This is a genomic window from Mycobacterium sp. IDUB_21 (genome assembly GCF_055419425.1).
Window position 1 is genome coordinate 254,262 of sequence record NZ_JBVAXQ010000005.1, and the last position, 19,249, is coordinate 273,510.

Consider the following 19,249-nt stretch of genomic DNA (forward strand, 5'->3'; position numbering starts at 1 on the left):
CCCAATACTGGCATGCCAGGACCGTGAGCGGCCAGGATCCGGGCACAGCGCACTGTGCTCTAGGCGCCGTCGGGCGCGATCAGCTCACGCAGTTTTCTCGTCGTGCCCGCCGAATTGCTTGCGCATCGCCGAAAGCACCTTCGCACCGAACTCGAACAGGTGACGCGAGGCGAAGCGTGCATACAGCGCCGTGGTGAGCACCGGGGCGGGCACCCCCTCGTCGATCGCGGCGATGACGGTCCAGCGGCCCTCACCGGAATCGGAGACCCGCCCGGCGAATTCCTCCAGCGCCGGCGATTTCTGCAGGGCGCTGGCGGTCAGGTCCAGCAGCCAGGATTCGATCACGCTGCCCCGTCGCCAGACTTCGGTGACCTGCTCGATGTCGATGTCGTATTGGTAGTACTCGGGATTGGTCAGCGGCGCGGTCTCGGCGTCACCCTGTTGGTCGACTTTGCCGATGTTGGCGTGGTGCAGGATGTTCAGCCCCTCGGCGATCGAGGCCATCATCCCGTACTCGATGCCGTTGTGCACCATCTTCACGAAGTGCCCCGCACCCGAGGGACCGCAGTACAGATAGCCGTTCTCGGCCTGGGAGACCTCGCCGTCGCGTCCCGGTGTGCGCGGGGCGGCACCGACCCCCGGCGCGACTGTGGCGAAGATCGGCTCGGCATGATCGAACGCGTCGCGGTCTCCGCCGATCATCAAACAGTAACCGCGCTCGCGGCCCCACACTCCGCCGCTGGTGCCACAGTCCAGCAGGTGAATGCCCTTGTCGGAGAGCAACTTCGAGTGCGCGATGTCATCTCGGTAGTAGGAGTTGCCGCCGTCGATCACGATGTCGTCGGCCGTCAGCGTGTCGGCGAGCTCTTCGATGACCCCGGTGGTGATCTTCCCGGCCGGCACCATCACCCACACCACCCGAGGGCTGGGTAGTTTCTCCGCCAGCTCGGACAGCGAGGTCACGCCGATGATGTTGTCCGCATCGGCCAGCGCGGCGACCGCGTCGGAATTGTGGTCGTAGACGACGCATTCGTGGCCGTCGTCGACCAGTCGCCTCACGAGATTGGCGCCCATCCGGCCCAGGCCGATCATCCCCAGTCGCATATCTGTCCTCCTTGGTGTGACGGCTTAGTGGTGTGATGGCTTAGTGGTGTGACGGCTTAGTCTGACGGGTCGCTGTCTGACGGGTCGCTCACGGGCAGCCATGGCTTCTGCCAGCTCCGGTGACCGCGCACCAGTGCTGTCGCGGCTTCGGGCCCCCACGAGCCGCGCTCGTAGGGATGGACCTCCCCTGGCTGCTCGAGCAGCGGGGCAACGATGCGCCAAGTCTCCTCGATACTGTCCTCGCGGGCGAACAAGCTGCGGTCGCCGATCATCGCGGCATGCAGCAACCGCTCATAGGGCTGGATCGGTTCGCCCAGATCTTGGGCGAAGGAGGAGTCCAGGTGCACATCGCGCCAGACGTCGTCGTCCTGCGCCACCAGCTGCAGCCGCATGCCCGGATCGGGATCGATGCGCAGCACGATCTGATTTCGCGGCGCGCGTTCGCGTTGCGGCATGAACGCCAGTGCCGGTACCCGGCGGGTGAACAACCGGACCTCCGTGACGCGTTGCGGCAGAGCCTTGCCGGCCCGCAGGAAGATCGGCACCCCGGACCAGCGCCAGTTCTCGATCTGCAGACGCAACGCGACGAACGTCTCGGTCTGCGACCCGCCGGCCACCCCGGGGACGTCGGCGTAACCGCGGTATTGACCTCGCACGTAGTGCGCCGGATCGGCCGCCGGCATGGCCCGGAACACCTCGGCCTTCTTGTCGTTGAGGTCGTCGTCGCCGGGACCTACCGGTGGTTCCATGGCGATCAGCGCCAGCACCTGCAGTAGGTGATTCTGCACCACATCGCGCAACGCACCGACGTCGTCGTAGAAGCTGCCGCGATCCTCGACGCCGAAGTTCTCGGCCATGGTGATGTGGATTTCGGCGATGCTGTGCCGATCCCACAGTTCGGCGAGTGTCGTGTTGGCGAACCGCAGGCCCTCCACGTCGGCAACGGGTTCCTTGCCCAGGAAGTGATCCACCCGCAGGATCTGGTCCTCGCGCAGCACCGCCCGCAACCGGGCGTTCAGGTCACGGGCGGAGGCCAGGTCGCGGCCGAACGGCTTCTCCACCGCTACCCGGGACCGCTCCAGCAGGCCTGCCCGGCCGAGGTTTTCGGCGATCGGGGCGAACAGTGACGGTGGCATCTCCAGGTAGTACAGGCATTGCCGGTCGGCACCGACACGCTCGGCGAGCTCCTCGTAGAGTGCGGCATCGGTGACGTCACCGTGCAAGTAGGACAACCGATCTGCCAACCGGCGAAACACCGCCTCGTCGAACGGCTCGTCGGCGTCCCGGATCGCTTTCTCGGCCCGCTTGACCAACTCTTCGACGGTGATGTCGTCGCTGGCCACCCCCAGGATGGGTACGTCCAGAAGCTTGCGGCGCTCCAGTCGGTACAGCGCGCGAAACGTCATCTTGCGCGCCAGGTCGCCGGTTATCCCGAAGATCACCAACATCTCTGACGTCGCAGCATCACGTCCAGACAAATCCGGCACCTCCCCGTGTAGCCCGCGATCGAAGCTAGTGCACCCGCCTGGACGAAGGCTGTCCGGCGAATACCCGGGGCGGGCTCACGTCACGGTCACCCGACCTGGGCGATCCCGGGTGGGAAGTACGGACCGATGCCACCGGTGTAGATGCCGGGCTGCCAGCCCCGCGCGCCCAGGCACAGCAGCGGTAGCCCGTCGGGCGACTGCGCGGCCGACTGCGGATTCGGGCACGGGGCACCGATGTCCTGTACCCCGTAGAGCGGGTAGGAAATCTGCCAGAACCCGGTGTCCTTGGGTGGCCACTGGTTGGCGATGAAATGGCATGCCAGCGCCTGGCCGTTGGGGCCGTGGCCGTAGATGAAGCGCTCCCAGCTGAAGCACGCGTCGCCTTGTCGCTGCCCTTCGGCCATGCCCGGCACATCACCCGGGTACGCACCGGCGGCCGGCGCACCACTGACGGCGACTGCACCCGCGGCGCCCGCGAGGAAAGCAGCTGCAGCTAGTTCACGAATCATTCTTCGCCCTTAAGTCGGTCGATCCTGGCCAGCAGGCGGCCCCGGGTGAAAGCCTAACGGGTGGTCGCGGCGGCTCATCGGGAATCCGCCGAATGCTGTCGGCTGACGCGCCTGCCGACGTGCAAGGCCGTTAGAGTGCCGCAGGTGGCCGGGACGCAGGGGAAGTTCGACGCATCGCACGGTCAGCTGCAGCTCACCACGGGTGTGTCCGGGCGCGCCGCGAAGATGGGCCACCGGCTCACCATCGCCATGGAGCGCTGGCAAGCGGCGGTGTCCTGGTCAGGCGAGCGGCCCACCGCCGTCGCGTTGACCGTCGAGGTCGATTCACTGAGGGTGCTGCACGGCGACGGCGGGCTGACCCCGCTGACCGCTCCGGAGAAGGCCCTGATCCGAACCAATGCGCGCAACTGTCTGGACGCGGGCAAGTTTGAGCGAATCCGGTTCGAGTGCAACGACATCGAATCGACCGACGACGGTTATCGGCTGGCCGGGACGCTGGAGATCCGCGGCACGTCGAAGCCGCATGTCATTGAGGTGCGGGTGGTTGATCTCGCCGGTTCGTGGCGGGTGGACGGCGAAACCGTGGTGCGCCACGCCGACTTCGGCGTGCGGCGCTATTCGATGCTGATGGGGGCCATGAAGGTCGCCGATGAGGTGACGGTGTCATTCTCGGCGACGGTCTCGGCCCAGCAGATCCGCGGGTCCTGACTCAGCGGCCGGGAAGGCGCGGAATGCGGTTGCGGACCCGGTCCAGCAGTGACGGTCCGCCGCTCGGCGGCGGCCCCGGGTCCATGACCGGCCCGTCCCACAGCGAGCCGATCTCGGCGGGCCCCTCCGGCATCTCGGCCACGGGCGCCGGGGCTGCCGGGGGTGGCACCACGGGAGCAGCGGGTGGCGGGGCGCCGGGCACGGCGACACGCGCCACCGTCACGTGTTCGGCCGGCCGCACCTCCGGGACGTCCCGGCTCGGGCCCAGCTGCAGGCTCAGCGCGGCGGATACCGACGCGACGAACGTCACCGCTCCTCCGACCAGCATCATCAGTGCTCCGGCGTACGACAGCGACATCGAACGGTCAGAGCCGATAGCTCCGACCTCCCGGCCGGCCGGAATTCCCGCCGCCGGTGGGCCGGACAGGTCGGCGTGCGGCCCCAGGGACAGCGCCGCCCCGCGCGCCAACGCCTGCTGTGCTCCGGCCTGAACGAAGACAGGCACCGACAGCGTGGACTCCAGACGGCGCCCGAGTCGGTCCATGCCGCGCATCGAACCGGCCACCATCAGCACCTCGGGCCGACGCCCGCCCGACCCGAAGGCTTCCGCCAGCCAACCGATCACATCATCGGCGCCGTCGATCGGAGCGCCGGTGACTATCGGATCCGCGTCAGTTGAGCCGTCGAACGCCACCAGCGTGGCCCATCCGGGTTCGATGACGCACACCGCGGTCTGTCCGCCGCCGGTCTCGATGCCGCTGGTCAGTGACGCGGCGGCCCGACTGAATCGCACCGGCACCACGTTGTCGAAGCCGACGTCGGCCAGCGACTCCAGCAGCAGCGCGGCCCCGACGGCCGCCTCATCGCTCCAGGTCACGCCCACTCCGTGCAGCCGCTCGCCGCGCTCGGCCAGCACGGTGCGTACCCGACCGGCGACGGCCGACGCCGAGGACGCCATGCTCACCGCGTCGGACCCGGCATCACCGCGGGTGATAACGAACTCGTCACCGGAAACCGTCGGGAAGCTGTTGTCCCGCCCCTCGGCCATGACCCAGCCGATCGTCGTCGGCGTCATCGCCAGCCCCAGTACCGTATCCAAAATCGCGCGCCCCAATCGTCCTGATCTGCGATGTCACCGCGTCGGCGGAGAGCCTTCGCCTCGCCCGTGGTGGGGCTCGGCGGGCACCGGAGCGGAGCGGGGACAGCCCAGGGACAGTGTGGTCTTGTCGGCTTACCGGAGGCGAGCCTACGCGCGTCGTACAGCTGTGCCTAACCGGGTCCCGCCCGGAAATCGGGTATGCTATACCGCGGGTCGGATACCCGAGACGGCCGCGGAGTTGCGGATAGCGGCCGTTGTTGCATGTGAAGGCCGACACACAAACGGTGACGTGCTTTGCGTTGCGATCGACCGAGTAGCTACTTTGAGAATATTTGGAGAGCGTTCCGCAGCAAGACGACAAGGGGCAGGAATGACAGACGTGACCAAGGGAATGCGCTGGGTGCGCCGACTTATGGTCGGCGCGGTGGCCGCAGCAGCGCTGCCGGGGCTGATCGGCCTGACGGGTAGCGAAGCGACCGCATCGGCGTTCTCGCGGCCGGGTCTGCCGGTCGAGTACCTGCAGGTTCCTTCGGCAGGTATGGGCCGCGACATCAAGGTCCAGTTCCAGCCCGGCGGTTCGGGCTCCCCGGGGCTGTACCTGCTCGACGGTATGCGGGCCCAGGACGACTTCAACGGCTGGGACATCAACACCCCGGCGTTCGAGTGGTACTACCAGTCGGGCATCTCGGTGATCATGCCGGTCGGTGGCCAGTCCAGCTTCTACAGCGACTGGTACAAGCCGGCCTGCGGCAAGGCGGGTTGCTCCACCTACAAGTGGGAGACCTTCCTCACCAGTGAGCTGCCGTCCTACCTGGCCTCGGAGTACGGCGTGAGCCAGAGCCGCAACGCTGCCGTCGGCCTGTCGATGGCCGGTGCATCCGCGATGAACCTGGCGATCTACCACCCGAACCAGTTCACCTACGCGGGTTCGCTGTCCGGCTACGTCAACCCCTCCGAGGGTAAGAGCTGGATCGGCCTGGCGATGGGTGACGCCGGCGGCTACAAGAAGGAAGACATGTGGGGTCCCGACAACGACCCGGCGTGGCTGCGCAACGACCCGACGGTCAACGTCGACAAGCTGGTGGCCAACAACACCCGGCTGTGGGTCTACTGCGGCAACGGTCGCCCGAACGAGCTGGGCGGCGACAACCTGCCCGCGACGTTCCTCGAGGGCAACTTCATGATCGGCCAGAACAAGAAGTTCCAGGAGCTCTACACCGCGGCCGGTGGCAGCAACGCCATCTTCAACTTCCCGGACTACGGCACCCACAGCTGGGAGTACTGGGGCGCTCAGCTGCAGGCGATGAAGCCTGATCTGCAGAGCCACCTGGGCGCCAGCGCCGGCGGCGGCAGCGCCGAGGGCACCGGAGGCTCGGAGGGCTAACGCCCGCATGAGCTTCGCAGCTTGATCACTGAGCCCCACCCGATTCGGGTGGGGCTCAGTGCTTTGCCCGGGCGGGGTTACCGCCGCCGCGGCAGACATGCTTGGATTGGCAAGCATGCAGGGTTCCGCGACAGTTCATATGGCAGCTCCGGCCGAGCGGATCTGGGATCTGGTGGCCGACGTCCGCAACATCGGGAAGTTCTCCCCGGAGACCTTCGAGGCCGAATGGCTCGACGGCGCCACCGGCCCGGCGGTGGGCGCACGGTTCCGCGGGCACGTCCGGCGCAACGGGATCGGACCGGTGTACTGGACGGCGTGCCGGGTCACCGAGTGCGAGCCGAATCGGGTGTTCGGGTTCGCGGTGCTCGCCGGTGATCGAGCGCTGAACCGCTGGCGCTACGAGCTGACCCCCACCGCGGACGGCACCGACGTCACCGAGTCGTTCAAGCTGGCCGATTCCTTCCTGACCACCCTGTACTACTACGCGTTCGGCGGTTTCCTGCGGCAGCGCAACAACATTCGCGACATGCGGCGCACCCTGGAACGCATCCGCGACGTCGCAGAACAGGGATAGCCGAGGGCGGTTAGCCCACAGCGTCCGGATCCGCCAGCGGCACCACCAGGAACGACGGGGCGGAACCGCCCTGGTGCAGGCGGTAGGTGCCGCCGGCCAGCGCCCGCCGTGCCGGCGCGGTCGGCACCAGGTGCGGGAAATCGTAGGTGGTCAGGGTCAGCCGCAGCCGGTGCCCGGGGGCGATCATCGCCGCGGTCGGAAAGATCTCGATGTCGTAGCCGGTCACCTCCCCCGGTTCGACGGGCCGCACCGCGGATCGAGTGCTGATGTGGTGCGGGCGCAGCACCGTGCCATCCGGGGAATACCAGGTCCGGTCCGGGTCCAGCTCCCGATGGGACCCCAGTAGCGCCCCCTGGCTCAGCGGGCGGTTGACCCCCTCCGGCGCGACGTCGTCGAGATGGGCGACCAGCAGTGTCTCGGTGGTGTCGGCCGTGAGCTGGACGTGGAGTGTGATCGGCCCGGCGAGCAGGACCGGCGAGTCGAACGCTTCAGTGGTGTAGCTCAACGCGCCCCGCTGCATCCGGCGGTTGTCCTGGTCGTAGCGGGTGCGGCCACCGGCCGCCGCCGCGACGAAACTGTTGAGTCCCAACGACCACTGTTCCAGGCTGCGCCCCGACATCGGCCCGCGTGGCCGGTAGGGCAGCATGGCCACGCTGTGTTCGGCCGCGGCCTCGGCCACCAACCGGCCCTGCTGAGCCAGATACAGCCGGGTCGGTGCAGCTTCAGCGATCGGGTACTCGCGGGTGTGATACCACCGGCTGTCACCGATCGCCTGGAAGGTGAACGGCGGGCCGGAGATCGCCGCGCCCGCATCGTCTTTGAGCCAGTGGTCGAACCAGCGCAACTGCAGATCCTGCAGGCGCAGGCCGTCGTAACCCGACACGTGGTACCAGGGCCCCATCATCAGCCTGATCCGGTCGGTCACCGGCTGTCCGGGTTGCATCGGGGCGCTCGCCGGGCGGCCGACACTGGCGTTCTGCAGCGCGGCGTAGTTCAGCGGCGCGCCGCGCTGGAAGGCGTCGTGCCAGCCGCCCACCAGAAAGACGGCTACGTCGTTGGCGGCGATCTCGGCCAGCACCCGGTCGGGCCGCATGTCGTCCCACAACGGCCCGTCGTAGGCGGCGTCACCGCCGGCGCGTACGTCCGCGGTCAGGGGCCCGAAGTAGCTGCGCTGATCTTTGCCGCGCTGGCGGACGGCCGCCAGCCCGCCCGCGCGGGGCCGCTCATGTCCGCCCGGCGTGAAGAACTCCAACGTCGGGTTGACGACATTGAGCAGCGCGTACACCGCGCCATAACCGCGCACGGCAGGCAGGTGGGGCGCTCCGCCCATCGCGGCGACATCCCGGTAGAAGTCGTTGGCGGCCATCACCGGGAAGATCGCCTTCAGCGGCGAGTCCGGGCCGACGGCGGCGGCGGTGAACAGCTGGTTGATCGCCAGGTAGGAGATGCCGAACATGCCGACCCGGCCGTTGGCGTTGGGCAGCGTCGCCGCCCAGCTGACCAACTCGGCCCCGTCGCGGGCCTGGTCGGCGTTCAACATCTCAAACGATCCACCGGATGCCCCGGTTCCGCGGACGTCGACCATCGCCTCGATATAGCCGCGCCGGATCAGGCGAGGCGTGGGACCTCCGCCGATCTGCGCCGCCGGTGGTGGGGCCAGTTTGCCGTACGGGGTAAGCGACAGCAGCACCGGAAACGGTCCCGCCGCCGGCTCCCCGGTCTCGCGCACCGTGGGGAAATGCACGTCGGCGCGCAGCACGACACCGTCGCTCATCTGCACGGCGACATTGCGCCGCACCCCGACTCCATACTGTGCGGGCGGGACGGTCCACTCCGGGCGCAGCGGCGACGTGGCGTTCCGGTGGGTTCGGTTGGCGGCCGACTTCAGCGCCGCCACGCCGGCGCCCCCCGCCGCAGCGGCAGCCGCCAACGCCAATCCGGCTCGGCGCAACCGCCGTCCTGCCATCAAGCGCGGCTGGGCAGGGTGAACGCGCAGGCCTGACCGATGTCCAGGGTGCGCAGCAACCGCCCCATGCCCAACCACAGCGCACACGACAGCGCGAGGTCGGCGAGCAGTTCGTCGCTGAAGTGCCCGGCGCACCGCGACCAGAAGTCCTCGTCGTCGCGCAGACCGGTGTGGTCGATGGCGAACCGATGGGCGAACTCCGCCGCGAGGCGTTCTTGGTCGTTGTAGCCAGGCCAGGTGCGCCATTCCGCCACATGGTCGTAGAGCTCTTCGCTCACCCCGGCTGCGGGGCCATCGGCGTCGCGGGTGTTGACGCACACCGCGCACTCGTTGTCGTAGGCGATCACCATCCGGGCCAGCTCCCGAGTGCGCATCGGCAGTCGACCGCGGTTGTAGACCGCGGTACTGAATCCACCGATGCCCGCGGCGAGTTCGGGCGATTTGGCCATCCAGGCGGTCAGGTCATCCGCGGGGAAAGTTCCGATTCGGCTCATACCTGGGGATGTTAATCGGCTTTGCCGTCACCGTGGGCGGTGCCTGCGAACTCCTCCGAATACGGCGACCAGTCACGGTCGACAAGGGTCCGGTGGGCGATCCGTTGCAGCGCGGCTTGGACCTCACCGCGGTCCGGGCGCCCCTCGAAGGCGGGCGAGCGGGCCAGCCGGTCGCTCACCCAGTCCTGAACCAGCGAGGTCACGAACCTCACCTGACGCAGACCGGCCCGGGTGAGTCCCAGGTGGTCGCCGTCGCGCAGCACGTAGCCCTGAGCGACCAGGCGATCGACGGTGGGTTCGAGGATTTCGTAGGGCACCCGCAAGCTCTTGCCGATGTCGCTGAGCCGCGCGGTCCGGAACACCTGGGTGTAACGGTAGATGCGCAGCACCGTCCACAACCCGGCGACATCGAGTTCGCAGTCCGCCCGCATCGCGATGTTGCGCAGCCGCATCCCGGGCTCGTGCCGCAGCAGGCGCCCGATCGCGGTCTCCAGCAGCTCATCCGATGAGGCGGTGGTGGGCATGCCGAACCCGTCGCCGAGGTCGACAGCGCTGTCATGCAATTCCTTGAGCGGGACCTCGCGCAGGAACAGTGCCAGGACGAACCCGACTAGCGCGACCGGTGCGGCCCAGAAGAACACCTGGCCGAGTGACTCGGCGTAGGCCTGCACGATCGGCGACGCCTGCTGTGACGACAGCCGGTGCAGCGCTTCGGGCGAGCCGGCTGCTTCGGCCGGCAGCCCGGCGGCGCTCAGCGCTGGGCCGAGCCGACGGTCCAGGAAGTTCACGAACAGCGAACCGAACACGGCGGCACCGAACGAGCTGCCGATAGTCCGGAAGAACGTCACCCCGGAGGTGGCCACACCGAGGTCGGCGAAGGTCGAGATGTTCTGCACGACCAGTACCAGGACCTGCATCGACAACCCGATACCGGCGCCCAGGAGAAACAAGTAGGCCGACTGCAGCAGCGCCGGCGTGGCGGCGTCCATCTGCGACATCAGCGCGAACGCGAGCGTCATCAGGGCCGTACCGACCACTGGAAAAATCTTGTAACGGCCGGTTCGGCCGACCAGGGTGCCGCTGCCGGTGGAGGTCAGCAACATGCCCACCACCATCGGCAGCGTGCGCAGCCCCGAGGTGGTCGCCGAGACGCCGTCGACGTACTGCATGAAGGTCGGCAGGAAGGTGAGGGCGCCCAGCATCGCGAAGCCGACCACGAAGCTCAGCACGCAGCACACCGTGAACACCGGGTCCGCGAAGAGCCGGATCGGCAGGATGGGCGCCGCGACCCGGTTCTCCACCCGGACGAACAGCGCCAGTGCCGCCACCGACCCGGCGAACAATGCGATGATCGCCGGCGATCCCCATGGGTAGCGGGTGCCACCCCAGCTGGTGGCCAGCGTCAACCCGGTGGCGGCCAATCCGATCAACACGATCCCGGCGACGTCGATGGCGGGCTTGGCGTGGGTTGCCAGCGCGGGGATCGCCGCCGCGGCCACGATCATCACGACCACCGAGATCGGCACGTTGATCCAGAACGCCCACCGCCAGGTCAGATAGTCGGTGAAATACCCGCCCAGCAGCGGACCGATCACGGTGGTGACACCGAAAACCGCGCCCAGCATGCCCTGGTAGCGGCCCCGCTCGCGCAGCGGTATGACCTCGCCGATGAGCGCGGCGGCGGTGACGGTGATTCCACCGCCGCCGACCCCCTGCAGCGCGCGGGCCCCGACCAGCATCAGCATCGACGGGGACAATCCGCACAGCACCGAGCCGATCACGAAACACACCACGGCGGTTTGGAACACCCGCTTGCGCCCGAACAGATCGCCGAGCTTGCCCGCCAGGATCGTTGCGATCGTCGACGTCAGCAGGTAACTGGTGACGACCCAGGACTGATGGCCGGCATTGCCCAGATCCGACACGATCGTCGGCAGTGCCGTCGCGACGATGGTCTGGTCGAGCGCGGCCATCAGCATGCCGAACACGATCGCGGTGAAGATCAGATTGCGGCGCTGCGGGCTGACCGGCGCGGGCCGCACATCGTCGGCGACCGGCGTCGAAGTGGTCATACCCGCCTTCCCGTCAGCGGTGGACGCTAATGGGCTCCCCCGCGCCGATCACGACGGCGGGCGGGAGACGCACTGCGCCGAGTACAGCGCCTCGCCGAGCTTGTCCATCAGCTCCAGTTGGGTTTGCAGATGGTCGATGTGGGATTCCTCGTCGACGAGGATGGTCTCGAGAATCTTGGCGGTGGTGCTGTCCTGCTTCTCACGGCACATGACGATGCCCGGCCGCAGCCGGTTGAGCACGTCTATTTCCAGCGCCAGGTCACTCTCGAACTGTTCGCGCAGGGTTTGGCCGATGCGCAGGGATCCGATGCGCTGGTAGTTCGGCAGGCCGTCGAGCAGCAGGATGCGGTCGGTGATCGTCTCCGCGTGGCGCATCTCCTCCATCGACTCTTCGCGGGTGTGGCCGGCCAGCTCGGTGAAACCCCAGTTCTCCTGCATCTTGGCGTGCAGGAAGTACTGGTTGATCGCGGTGAGTTCACTGGTCAGCTGCTCATTGAGCAACTTGAGGACCTCGGGGTCGCCTTGCATGATCACTCCTCTGGTGTGAAGAACCTCGCATGCCGGCCGCGACGGACGGGGAAAGTCATCGCCGAGACGCGCCGAAATTCAATCTAGTGCAGGCCGCAGCGCTCAGAGGGTTGTTTACCCGTGTCTCGGCGCGTCGAATTGGCGCACCGGCTCGGGTCTCGGCGAAATCCGATCGCCGTGCGGCCCTACGTGGTGCGCTGAAGTTAGGTTAGACTCTACTAACATGAGACTAGCCTCCCCAGGCCGCCGTGTCGGCAGTTCGGGCATCGGCATGTCGGACCGCGACAACCCGCATTCGCTGGTGCTGGCGCTGGACTACCGGGTTCACGATGTGGACCGGACCTGGTCGCTGATCCGCGACGACCACGCACCGCTGCTCAGTCTCGGCGCCCGCCATGCGGTGCTCTACACCTCGGTGTTCGAGACGGATCGGGTGCTGGTGACGATCGGCTTGCGCCACCGGGTGTCGGTCAAGGAGTTGCTGCGCTCCCCCGCGGTATTCGAATGGTTCGACCGCTCCGGGGTCAACGATCTGCCGGCGATCTTCGCCGGCGAGGTCCGGGAGAAGATCAACCTCGTCCAGCCCGGTTCGGAGCAGCCCGGTTCGGAGGTGATCGTCGGGGTGGTGTCCACCGTCGTCGATCCCGCGGACCTGATGGCCAACGTGCACCGTGGGCTGGATCGGTTCGCCGGCGCCGGGGTGCGCAAGGTGTGGGTGTATCAGGCCGTCGACGACGGGAATGAGGTGATGACCCTGCTGGAGATCGACAGTGCGGCAGGCGCGCAGCGCTGGATCGACCACCCCGACACCGCCGCGGAGTGGATGACCGGCGTCGGGGTGGGTGGTTACCCCGGACCGTTCGTCGGAAAGTTCGCGGCCGCAATCGATCTGATGATGCCCGCGGGCGACGGTCGGTAGGGGTAGCGCCATGTATGTGTGTCTTTGTGTGGGCGCCACCAATCAGATGGTCTCCGATGCGGTCGCCGCCGGCGCGTCGACGTCGAAAGAGGTTGCCGCGATGTGCGGTGCGGGCGGCGACTGCGGCAGGTGCCGATGCACGGTCCGCGGCATCATCGAAGCCACTCTGGCGGCTGCGCCGTCCGGTCCGGCCAACGGTTCGCTGGCCCACCTCGCCTTGAACATCACGGCCGTCGGATCACACTGATCAGCTCCGCTGCCGCCGCCCGGTGAACTCGGCCAGGGCGTCGGCATTGGCCTGCGCGCCCATCAGTTCGGCGAACAGCGCGTTCTCCCGGGCAGTGGCTGCGGCGACCTCATCGCGGACCGGGGCGAGCATGGTGGCCTTGACTGCCTTCAGACTTGAAATCGGCCGGGAGGCAAGCACTTCGGCGTGACGGCGTGCCTCGTCGAGCAGCACCTGCGGTTCGCACACCCGCCAGACCAGGCCCATCCGCAGCGCCTCGTCGCCGTCGACCCATTCTGAGGACATCAGCAGCCAGGCCGCGTTCTGCCGTCCGATCAATTGCGGGAGCAGATAGGACGACCCGGCTTCTGGTGCCACCCCCAGGCTGGTGAACGGACATTTCAGCCGTGCCGTCGCGGACATGAACACCAGGTCGGCATAACCGAGGATCGTGGTGCCGATGCCGAGGCCTATGCCATTGACCGCACAGATCAGCGGCTTGGGAAAACGCGCCAGGGCGTCGACGAGGCCCGGGAAGCCGTGCTTGCCCGGGGTGAACTGCGGGTCGGTGATCCGGGCCTGCATCTCGGTGAGGTCGGTGCCCGCGCTGAAGGATCGACCGGTGCCGGTCAGCAGCACGACGGCGACTTCCGGGTCGTCGGCGGCGGCCAGGAGTGCCTCGGCGACGGCATCGTAGAGCGCCTCATTGAAAGCGTTGAGGGCGTCGGGGCGATTCAATGTCAGGGTCCGAACCCGGTTCTGGTCTTCGATAGTCAGGATCACCCGTGCAGCCTAAACCGGGCCGCTCAGCCGGGGACCCTTAGCTGATCCGGTCGACTTGGTGTCCCGCGGCGATCACGTCGCCGATGATTCCCGCCAACCGCCGGTAGGGCTCCTCACGCCCACTGGAGGTGCGAAACACCAGTCCGATTCGCCGGCCCGGCCGCGGCGCGGCGAAGTAGGCGAGTTCCAGCCCGCTGCGGTCGGCTTCCACCGGTACCGCTGTCTGCGGAATCAGTGTCACTCCCAGGCCCCCGGTCACGCACTGAACCGCGGTCGCCAGCGATGCCGCGCGGGTGTTGGCCAACTGGGCCCGCACCCCCGCATTGCGGCAGATGTCCAGTGTCTGGTCCCGCAGGCAGTGGCCTTCGTCGAGCAGCAGCAGCGGCAGGTCCGCCAGGGCACTCGGCGAGACCCGCCGCTTGCCGGCCAGCGCATGTCCCGGCGGGAGCGCCAATACGAAATCTTCTTCGTAGATGGGTATTTCAGTCAATCCGGTGGCCTCGGCCGGCAATGCGATCAGTGCCGCATCGACCGCCCCCTCACGCAGCCCGGCGAGCAGGCGTTCGGTCTGGTCTTCGATCACCCGCAGGTTCAGGTCGGGCAGTCGTTCAGACAGGCCGGCCAGCACGGCGGGCAGCACATACGGCGCCACGGTCGGGATCAGGCCGAGCCGCATGGCGCCCTGCAGTGGGTCGGCGACCCCGGCTGCCGCGGCCGAGAACTGTGCCGCCGCATCGAGCACGGCATGGGCGTGTGCCAGCAACTGCTGCCCCTCTGCGGTCAAAAAGACCCGCCGGGTGGACCGCTCGATCAGCTGGATACCCAACCCGGACTCCAGCGACGACAAGGCCTGCGACAGTGTCGACTGGCTCAGACCCAGGCCGGCCGCCGCGAGGCTGAAGTGGTGCTTCTCGGCGACCGCGGCGAACGCCCGCAGACCCGCCAGTGTCGGCTGATAGCTTGTATCGGTCATACCGATAAGTATAGTGCGAGGTATCACCTTTCATTTTTAATTGAGATAGGGCAACATGGAGCGTGCGGGCGTTCAACTCACCCGAGCGCCCTGAAATCTCACACCACGAGGAGTGTCATGGCCCTGCTGACCATCGGCGACCAGTTTCCGTCCTACCGGCTCACCGCGCTGATCGCGGGCGACCTGTCGAAGATCGACGCGCAAGGACCCGAGGACTTCTTCACCACCGTCACCAGTGACGACCACCCCGGCAAGTGGCGGATCGTGTTCTTCTGGCCCAAGGACTTCACCTTCGTCTGCCCCACCGAGATCGCCGCCTTCGGCAAGCTGAACGACGAGTTCGCCGACCGCGACGCCCAGGTTCTGGGCGCGTCGATCGACAACGAGTTCGTGCATTACAACTGGCGCCTCGACCACGAGGACCTCAAGACGCTGCCGTTCCCGATGCTCTCCGACCTCAAGCGCGAACTGGTCGAGGCCACCGGCGTGCTCAATGCCGACGGGGTCGCGGACCGGGCCACCTTCATCGTCGACCCCAACAACGAGATCCAGTTCGTCTCGGTGACCGCGGGTTCGGTCGGCCGCAACGTCGACGAGGTGCTGCGGGTGCTCGACGCGCTGCAGTCCGACGAGTTGTGCGCCTGCAACTGGAAGAAGGGCGAGCCGACGCTCAACGTAGGCGAACTGCTCAAAGAATCGGTGTGATCGAGGCGAGCCGCACCCGAAGCGATCAGGAGGAGCAACGCTCATGAGCATCGAGAATCTCAAGAATGCAATCCCGGAATTCGCCAAGGACCTCAAGCTCAACCTGGGTTCCATCGCCCGCACCACCGTCCTGAACGAGGAACAGCTCTGGGGCAGTCTGCTGGCCAGCGCCGCGGCGACACGCAACGCCACGGTGCTGACCGAGATCGGCGCCGAGGCCGCCGACAACCTCTCAGCGGAGGCCTACCAGGCCGCCCTGGGCGCGGCGTCGATCATGGGGATGAACAACGTGTTCTACCGTGGCCGGCACTTCCTGGACGGCGCCTACGACGACCTGCGGGCCGGGCTGCGGATGAACATCATCGGCAACCCGGGGGTCGACAAGGCCAACTTCGAGCTGTGGAGTTTCGCGGTCTCGTCGATCAACGGCTGCCAGGCGTGCGTCGCCTCCCATGAGCATGTGGTGCGCGAGGCGGGCGTCGGCCGCGAAGCGGTGCTGGAGGCCCTCAAGGTCGCCTCGATCGTGGCCGGGGTGGCGCAGGCGATCTTCGCCGGCCAAGCCCTGCCGGAGGGTTCCGGCTAAGGATCGGCCCTGGCGCGGCTCAGTCGGAATCGGCGAGCCGCGCCAGTCGGTCCAGGGTCACCGGATCCCCCCGGCCGCCGTAGAAGCGATCCAGCACAGCTGCGGAAAGACGAACCACATCCAGTGGCTGCGCTTGCGCCCGTCACGCAGCTCGGCGACCACGGTGTCGTAGACGCCTGCCTGTGCGTCGACGAAACGCTGCAGATCGAACGGCTCCGGGTGGCCGGCCATGACACCAACCGTGGCACAGTTCGAGGGGACAGTGAAGGAGTCAGCCATGCCGGTGACGCAGCGGCGGTTTCCCCGAGTCCGAGACCTCGCGCCGCTGATCGGATTCCGCAAGCCGCGGCTCAACCGCAACGCGCGGCGTCTCGAAGCCGCGCTGACCATCGAGGATCTGCGCCGCATCGCCAAACGCCGCACACCCAGGGCGGCGTTCGACTACACCGACGGGGCCGCCGAGGACGAGATCTCACTGGAACGGGCCCGACAGGCCTTCCGCGACATCGAGTTTCATCCGGCGATACTGCGCGACGTCTCCGGCGTCGACACCAGCCGCGACGTGCTCGGGGCGCCGGTCGCGTTGCCGTTCGCAATCGCGCCGACCGGATTCACCCGGCTGATGCACACCGCCGGGGAGCTGGCCGGCGCCCGGGCTGCTGAGGCCGCCGGTATCCCGTTCTCGCTGTCGACCCTGGGCACCGCGTCGATCGAAGAGGTCGCGGCGGCCGCCCCCGCTGCCCGCCGCTGGTTTCAGCTGTACATGTGGCGCGACCGCGACCGGTCGATGGCACTGCTGCGCCGCGCCGCCGATGCCGGCTACGACACCCTGCTGGCGACCGTCGACTGTCCGGTCGCCGGGGCGCGGCGGCGCGACGCCCGCAACGGCATGTCCATCCCGCCGGCGCTGACGTTGCGCACCGCGGTCGACGCCGCCGTCCACCCGGCATGGTGGTTCGACCTGCTCACCACCGAGCCACTTTCTTTCGCGTCGCTCGACCGCTGGTCGGGCACCGTCGCGCAGTACATGGACACCATGTTCGACCCGAGCATGACCTTCGACGACCTGGCCTGGGTGCGGTCCCAGTGGCCCGGCCGGTTCGTCGTCAAGGGCATCCAGACACTCGCCGACGCCCGCGCCGTAGTCGAGCTCGGCGCCGACGGCATCGTGTTGTCCAACCACGGCGGCCGCCAGCTCGACCGGGCGCCGGTACCGTTCCAACTGCTGCCCGCGGTGGCGCGCGAGGTCGGGGCCGACACCGAGATCCTGCTGGACACCGGCATCATGTCCGGCGCCGACATCGTCGCGGCCGTCGCACTCGGGGCCCGGTCCACGCTGATCGGCCGGGCCTACCTGTACGGGCTGATGGCCGGCGGTCAGGCCGGAGTGCACCGCGTCATCGACATCCTCGCCGAACAGATCCGCCGCACCATGCGACTGCTGGGGGTCAGCGAGCTCGCCGAGCTGTCGCCGCAGCATGTGACCCAGCTGCGGCGGCTGGGTCCGCTAGCGACCGCTCAGAACGAGGGTGCCTGAGTCACCAGCGCAGCAATCATGTCGGTGAGCACGCCCGCCTGGTCGGTGATGTCCCCACCGCAGGCCTTTACGTCGATCACCGTGTCGGCCACCGCGTTGAGCACCCGCTGGCAGGTGTAGCCGGCGGGGCCCAGGGTGTAGGTCTGCGAGATCCGTGGTGCCTCACCCGTCACCTCTCCGATTTCCCAGGTATAGGTGTTGCGGTCGGGGTAGCTCACGGTCACCGTGCGCCCCACGCAGCCTCGCCACTGCGGTACCGACCGCTCGACGAACGCGGCGGCCTGGCCGGATTTCGGGGCGAAAGTCGCGATGTCCTGGTCCACGAACGGCCGGCCGTTGATCCCGGCGCGCTGCAGGCCGCCCGGCTCCTCCAATACCTTCCACGCCGCGTGCTGAGCCTGGCTGCCCTGGAACACCTCGTCCATACCCGGATACAGCACCCCCAGGCACTCCGGCGGTGACAGCTCGATCGCGCCGCTCGGCTTGAACGCCGCCAGATCGGCCTGCACCGTCACCATGCCCGGGGTGGCCATCACGGCTTCGACGTCGGTGTCGTCGGCCAGGACCGGAACAGCTGGCTCCGGCGGCGTGCGGGTAATGCCGGCCGCCAGCGCTCCCGCGGCCGTCACTGCCGCCACGGCACCGGCGACCAGCAGCTTCTTTTTCGACCAACGACCCGGCCGCCACCGGCGGCCACCGGAGGATTCGGTATCCACGGCACCGGCGGGTGGCGCCCCCGGTGACAGCCGGGTGATCGCCGGCCGGGGTCCGGTCACCGCGGCGACCGGCATGCCGACGGTGGCCGCGGTGAAGCTCGGGTCGATGGCGGCCAGGACGGCGTCGACGTCGGCGCGGGTGCGCACCGTGACGTCCGGCCGGTCGCGCAGCCGGCACAGCAGCTGGACGATGTCGTTGCGGACCGTCGGATCGTCGCAGTCCTCATCGAGGCGGCCCCGAAGCTCAAGTACCAACTCGGCCTGCTTGTGGTAGCTCAGTTCGGGTCCGGACAGGTCGGAGGAGAGTCGCATCAGGTAGGCGAAGGGCACCATCGGCTCTTCCGGCAACTGCGCGGGCAGCGGCACGGCGCGACGGGACAAGCTGTGCAGGGCCGCGAGCAGTCGGGCATCGGCGGTGGCATCACGGTGTCGGTAGTCCACGATCTGGGTCGCGGCCAGCGGTGTGACCCGCACACTGTCGACCGGGCCGATCTGCACCGGCAGCACCGGCCGGTGCAACGCACGCGCGTAAGCCAGCTCCGCCTGACAGGGTTTGGACCTCAGCGAGTTGTTAGACAGCGCAACGACGAACACCGTGCAGCTACGGATGCGGTCCAGGATCGTCTGCCACCACGCATCGCCGCCGCCCAGCTCCTCGTCGAGCCACACCTGTTGCTCGGCGCTGCGCAGGAACGTGACCAGCGGATCGACCAGCGCCCGATCCTGGCTGGCGTAACTGACAAACAGCATGGTTCCCTCTCCAGGGCCCGTGTGCGGGAAGCGAACCGATCAGTCTCCGTATTGCAAGACCGATGGCCGATATCGGTCATCACGTTTCCGGGTTAGTGTACGAGAGCACAACGCGTCTCCGCGACGGGCCGG

The 19,249-nt window shown here is 67.9% G+C and carries 19 protein-coding genes and 1 pseudogene; 8 read left to right on the forward strand and 12 right to left on the reverse strand.

From position 1 onward, the window contains the following. Positions 1-84 precede the first annotated feature (84 nt). The 3 genes from gnd to ACZYY4_RS10410 all read right to left on the reverse strand — a co-directional run bounded on the left by gnd (position 85) and on the right by ACZYY4_RS10410 (position 3,100). Entirely contained in the window at positions 85-1,104 is a 1,020-nt protein-coding gene (gnd, locus tag ACZYY4_RS10400) for a phosphogluconate dehydrogenase (NAD(+)-dependent, decarboxylating) (RefSeq protein WP_463809889.1), read from the reverse strand. A 56-nt stretch (positions 1,105-1,160) separates the two neighbouring features. Beyond that, the gene (locus tag ACZYY4_RS10405) at positions 1,161-2,582 is read right to left on the reverse strand and encodes a glucose-6-phosphate dehydrogenase (protein WP_463809890.1); all 1,422 of its coding nucleotides are present in this window, start codon (positions 2,580-2,582) and stop codon (positions 1,161-1,163) included. A gap of 95 nt (positions 2,583-2,677) precedes the next feature. Beyond that, positions 2,678-3,100, reverse strand: a complete 423-nt coding sequence (locus ACZYY4_RS10410) for a hypothetical protein (protein WP_463809891.1) — start codon at positions 3,098-3,100, stop codon at positions 2,678-2,680. 135 nt (positions 3,101-3,235) lie between these two features. On the opposite strand from ACZYY4_RS10410, the gene ACZYY4_RS10415 reads away from it, so the two are divergent. Beyond that, a complete protein-coding gene (locus ACZYY4_RS10415; RefSeq protein WP_463809892.1) occupies positions 3,236-3,808 on the forward strand; it encodes a YceI family protein in 573 nt (190 codons plus the stop codon). 1 nt (position 3,809) lies between these two features. On the opposite strand, the gene ACZYY4_RS10420 is transcribed toward ACZYY4_RS10415, so the two are convergent. Continuing rightward, positions 3,810-4,922, reverse strand: coding sequence for a DUF7159 family protein (locus ACZYY4_RS10420; RefSeq protein ID WP_463809893.1), 1,113 nt, complete (start codon positions 4,920-4,922; stop codon positions 3,810-3,812). 355 nt (positions 4,923-5,277) lie between these two features. Here ACZYY4_RS10420 and ACZYY4_RS10425 point away from each other — a divergent pair, with 355 nt between their 5' ends. Together ACZYY4_RS10425 and ACZYY4_RS10430 are read left to right on the forward strand one after the other, a co-directional pair. Then, positions 5,278-6,291, forward strand: coding sequence for an esterase family protein (locus tag ACZYY4_RS10425; protein ID WP_463809894.1), 1,014 nt, complete (start codon positions 5,278-5,280; stop codon positions 6,289-6,291). A gap of 97 nt (positions 6,292-6,388) precedes the next feature. After that, entirely contained in the window at positions 6,389-6,865 is a 477-nt protein-coding gene (locus ACZYY4_RS10430; RefSeq protein ID WP_463809895.1) for an SRPBCC family protein, read from the forward strand. A 10-nt stretch (positions 6,866-6,875) separates the two neighbouring features. Here ACZYY4_RS10430 and ACZYY4_RS10435 read toward each other — a convergent pair whose 3' ends face one another. The 4 genes from ACZYY4_RS10435 to bfr all read right to left on the reverse strand — a co-directional run bounded on the left by ACZYY4_RS10435 (position 6,876) and on the right by bfr (position 11,925). Beyond that, complete coding sequence (locus ACZYY4_RS10435) at positions 6,876-8,639, reverse strand: CocE/NonD family hydrolase (protein WP_463809988.1); 1,764 nt, start codon at positions 8,637-8,639, stop codon at positions 6,876-6,878. 191 nt (positions 8,640-8,830) lie between these two features. Further along, positions 8,831-9,325 (reverse strand): carboxymuconolactone decarboxylase family protein, encoded by a 495-nt coding sequence (locus tag ACZYY4_RS10440; protein WP_463809896.1) that lies wholly within the window; start codon positions 9,323-9,325, stop codon positions 8,831-8,833. A gap of 11 nt (positions 9,326-9,336) precedes the next feature. After that, entirely contained in the window at positions 9,337-11,397 is a 2,061-nt protein-coding gene (locus ACZYY4_RS10445) for an MDR family MFS transporter (RefSeq protein ID WP_463809897.1), read from the reverse strand. 48 nt (positions 11,398-11,445) lie between these two features. After that, complete coding sequence (gene bfr, locus ACZYY4_RS10450) at positions 11,446-11,925, reverse strand: bacterioferritin (protein ID WP_463809898.1); 480 nt, start codon at positions 11,923-11,925, stop codon at positions 11,446-11,448. Between the two features lie 271 nt (positions 11,926-12,196). Between bfr and ACZYY4_RS10455 the strand changes: the two genes are divergently transcribed. Both ACZYY4_RS10455 and ACZYY4_RS10460 read left to right on the forward strand, forming a co-directional pair. Continuing rightward, on the forward strand, positions 12,197-12,844 hold the full coding sequence (locus ACZYY4_RS10455) for a fatty-acid--CoA ligase (RefSeq protein WP_463809989.1): 648 nt from the start codon (positions 12,197-12,199) through the stop codon (positions 12,842-12,844). A 10-nt stretch (positions 12,845-12,854) separates the two neighbouring features. Beyond that, positions 12,855-13,091, forward strand: coding sequence for a (2Fe-2S)-binding protein (locus ACZYY4_RS10460; RefSeq protein WP_463809899.1), 237 nt, complete (start codon positions 12,855-12,857; stop codon positions 13,089-13,091). Here the strand turns inward: ACZYY4_RS10460 and ACZYY4_RS10465 are convergent, their stop codons facing one another. Next, complete coding sequence (locus ACZYY4_RS10465) at positions 13,092-13,853, reverse strand: enoyl-CoA hydratase/isomerase family protein (protein ID WP_463809900.1); 762 nt, start codon at positions 13,851-13,853, stop codon at positions 13,092-13,094. Positions 13,854-13,890: 37 nt separating this feature from the next. Then, a complete protein-coding gene (locus ACZYY4_RS10470) occupies positions 13,891-14,826 on the reverse strand; it encodes a hydrogen peroxide-inducible genes activator (RefSeq protein WP_463809901.1) in 936 nt (311 codons plus the stop codon). Between the two features lie 117 nt (positions 14,827-14,943). Between ACZYY4_RS10470 and ACZYY4_RS10475 the strand changes: the two genes are divergently transcribed. Both ACZYY4_RS10475 and ACZYY4_RS10480 read left to right on the forward strand, forming a co-directional pair. Then, complete coding sequence (locus tag ACZYY4_RS10475) at positions 14,944-15,531, forward strand: peroxiredoxin (RefSeq protein ID WP_463809902.1); 588 nt, start codon at positions 14,944-14,946, stop codon at positions 15,529-15,531. 43 nt (positions 15,532-15,574) lie between these two features. Then, entirely contained in the window at positions 15,575-16,114 is a 540-nt protein-coding gene (locus ACZYY4_RS10480; protein WP_463809903.1) for an alkyl hydroperoxide reductase, read from the forward strand. A gap of 78 nt (positions 16,115-16,192) precedes the next feature. Here the strand turns inward: ACZYY4_RS10480 and ACZYY4_RS10485 are convergent. Continuing rightward, positions 16,193-16,345 (reverse strand): annotated as a pseudogene (locus ACZYY4_RS10485) (DUF1810 family protein); the annotation flags it as partial. Positions 16,346-16,391: 46 nt separating this feature from the next. Here ACZYY4_RS10485 and ACZYY4_RS10490 point away from each other — a divergent pair. Then, positions 16,392-17,651 carry an alpha-hydroxy acid oxidase gene (locus tag ACZYY4_RS10490; RefSeq protein WP_463809904.1) on the forward strand — a complete coding sequence of 420 codons (1,260 nt, stop codon included), beginning with the start codon at positions 16,392-16,394 and terminating at the stop codon, positions 17,649-17,651. Here ACZYY4_RS10490 and ACZYY4_RS10495 read toward each other — a convergent pair. Then, positions 17,633-19,117 carry a sensor domain-containing protein gene (locus tag ACZYY4_RS10495; RefSeq protein ID WP_463809905.1) on the reverse strand — a complete coding sequence of 495 codons (1,485 nt, stop codon included), beginning with the start codon at positions 19,115-19,117 and terminating at the stop codon, positions 17,633-17,635. The two genes, ACZYY4_RS10490 and ACZYY4_RS10495, sit on opposite strands and share 19 nt — an antisense overlap. Positions 19,118-19,249: the final 132 nt, after the last annotated feature.

Bases quoted from the DNA above. Each gene is read 5' to 3' on its own strand.
- ACZYY4_RS10430 (WP_463809895.1), top strand. From the start codon at position 6,389: ATGCTTGGATTGGCAAGCATGCAGGGTTCCGCGACAGTTCATATGGCA.
- ACZYY4_RS10440 (WP_463809896.1), bottom strand. From the start codon at position 9,325: ATGAGCCGAATCGGAACTTTCCCCGCGGATGACCTGACCGCCTGGATG.
- ACZYY4_RS10410 (WP_463809891.1), bottom strand. From the start codon at position 3,100: ATGATTCGTGAACTAGCTGCAGCTGCTTTCCTCGCGGGCGCCGCGGGT.
- ACZYY4_RS10495 (WP_463809905.1), bottom strand. From the start codon at position 19,117: ATGCTGTTTGTCAGTTACGCCAGCCAGGATCGGGCGCTGGTCGATCCG.
- gnd (WP_463809889.1), bottom strand. From the start codon at position 1,104: ATGCGACTGGGGATGATCGGCCTGGGCCGGATGGGCGCCAATCTCGTG.
- ACZYY4_RS10470 (WP_463809901.1), bottom strand. From the start codon at position 14,826: ATGACCGATACAAGCTATCAGCCGACACTGGCGGGTCTGCGGGCGTTC.
- ACZYY4_RS10475 (WP_463809902.1), top strand. From the start codon at position 14,944: ATGGCCCTGCTGACCATCGGCGACCAGTTTCCGTCCTACCGGCTCACC.
- ACZYY4_RS10460 (WP_463809899.1), top strand. From the start codon at position 12,855: ATGTATGTGTGTCTTTGTGTGGGCGCCACCAATCAGATGGTCTCCGAT.
- ACZYY4_RS10490 (WP_463809904.1), top strand. From the start codon at position 16,392: ATGCCGGTGACGCAGCGGCGGTTTCCCCGAGTCCGAGACCTCGCGCCG.
- ACZYY4_RS10445 (WP_463809897.1), bottom strand. From the start codon at position 11,397: ATGACCACTTCGACGCCGGTCGCCGACGATGTGCGGCCCGCGCCGGTC.
- ACZYY4_RS10435 (WP_463809988.1), bottom strand. From the start codon at position 8,639: ATGAGCGACGGTGTCGTGCTGCGCGCCGACGTGCATTTCCCCACGGTG.
- bfr (WP_463809898.1), bottom strand. From the start codon at position 11,925: ATGCAAGGCGACCCCGAGGTCCTCAAGTTGCTCAATGAGCAGCTGACC.
- ACZYY4_RS10480 (WP_463809903.1), top strand. From the start codon at position 15,575: ATGAGCATCGAGAATCTCAAGAATGCAATCCCGGAATTCGCCAAGGAC.
- ACZYY4_RS10425 (WP_463809894.1), top strand. From the start codon at position 5,278: ATGACAGACGTGACCAAGGGAATGCGCTGGGTGCGCCGACTTATGGTC.
- ACZYY4_RS10455 (WP_463809989.1), top strand. From the start codon at position 12,197: ATGTCGGACCGCGACAACCCGCATTCGCTGGTGCTGGCGCTGGACTAC.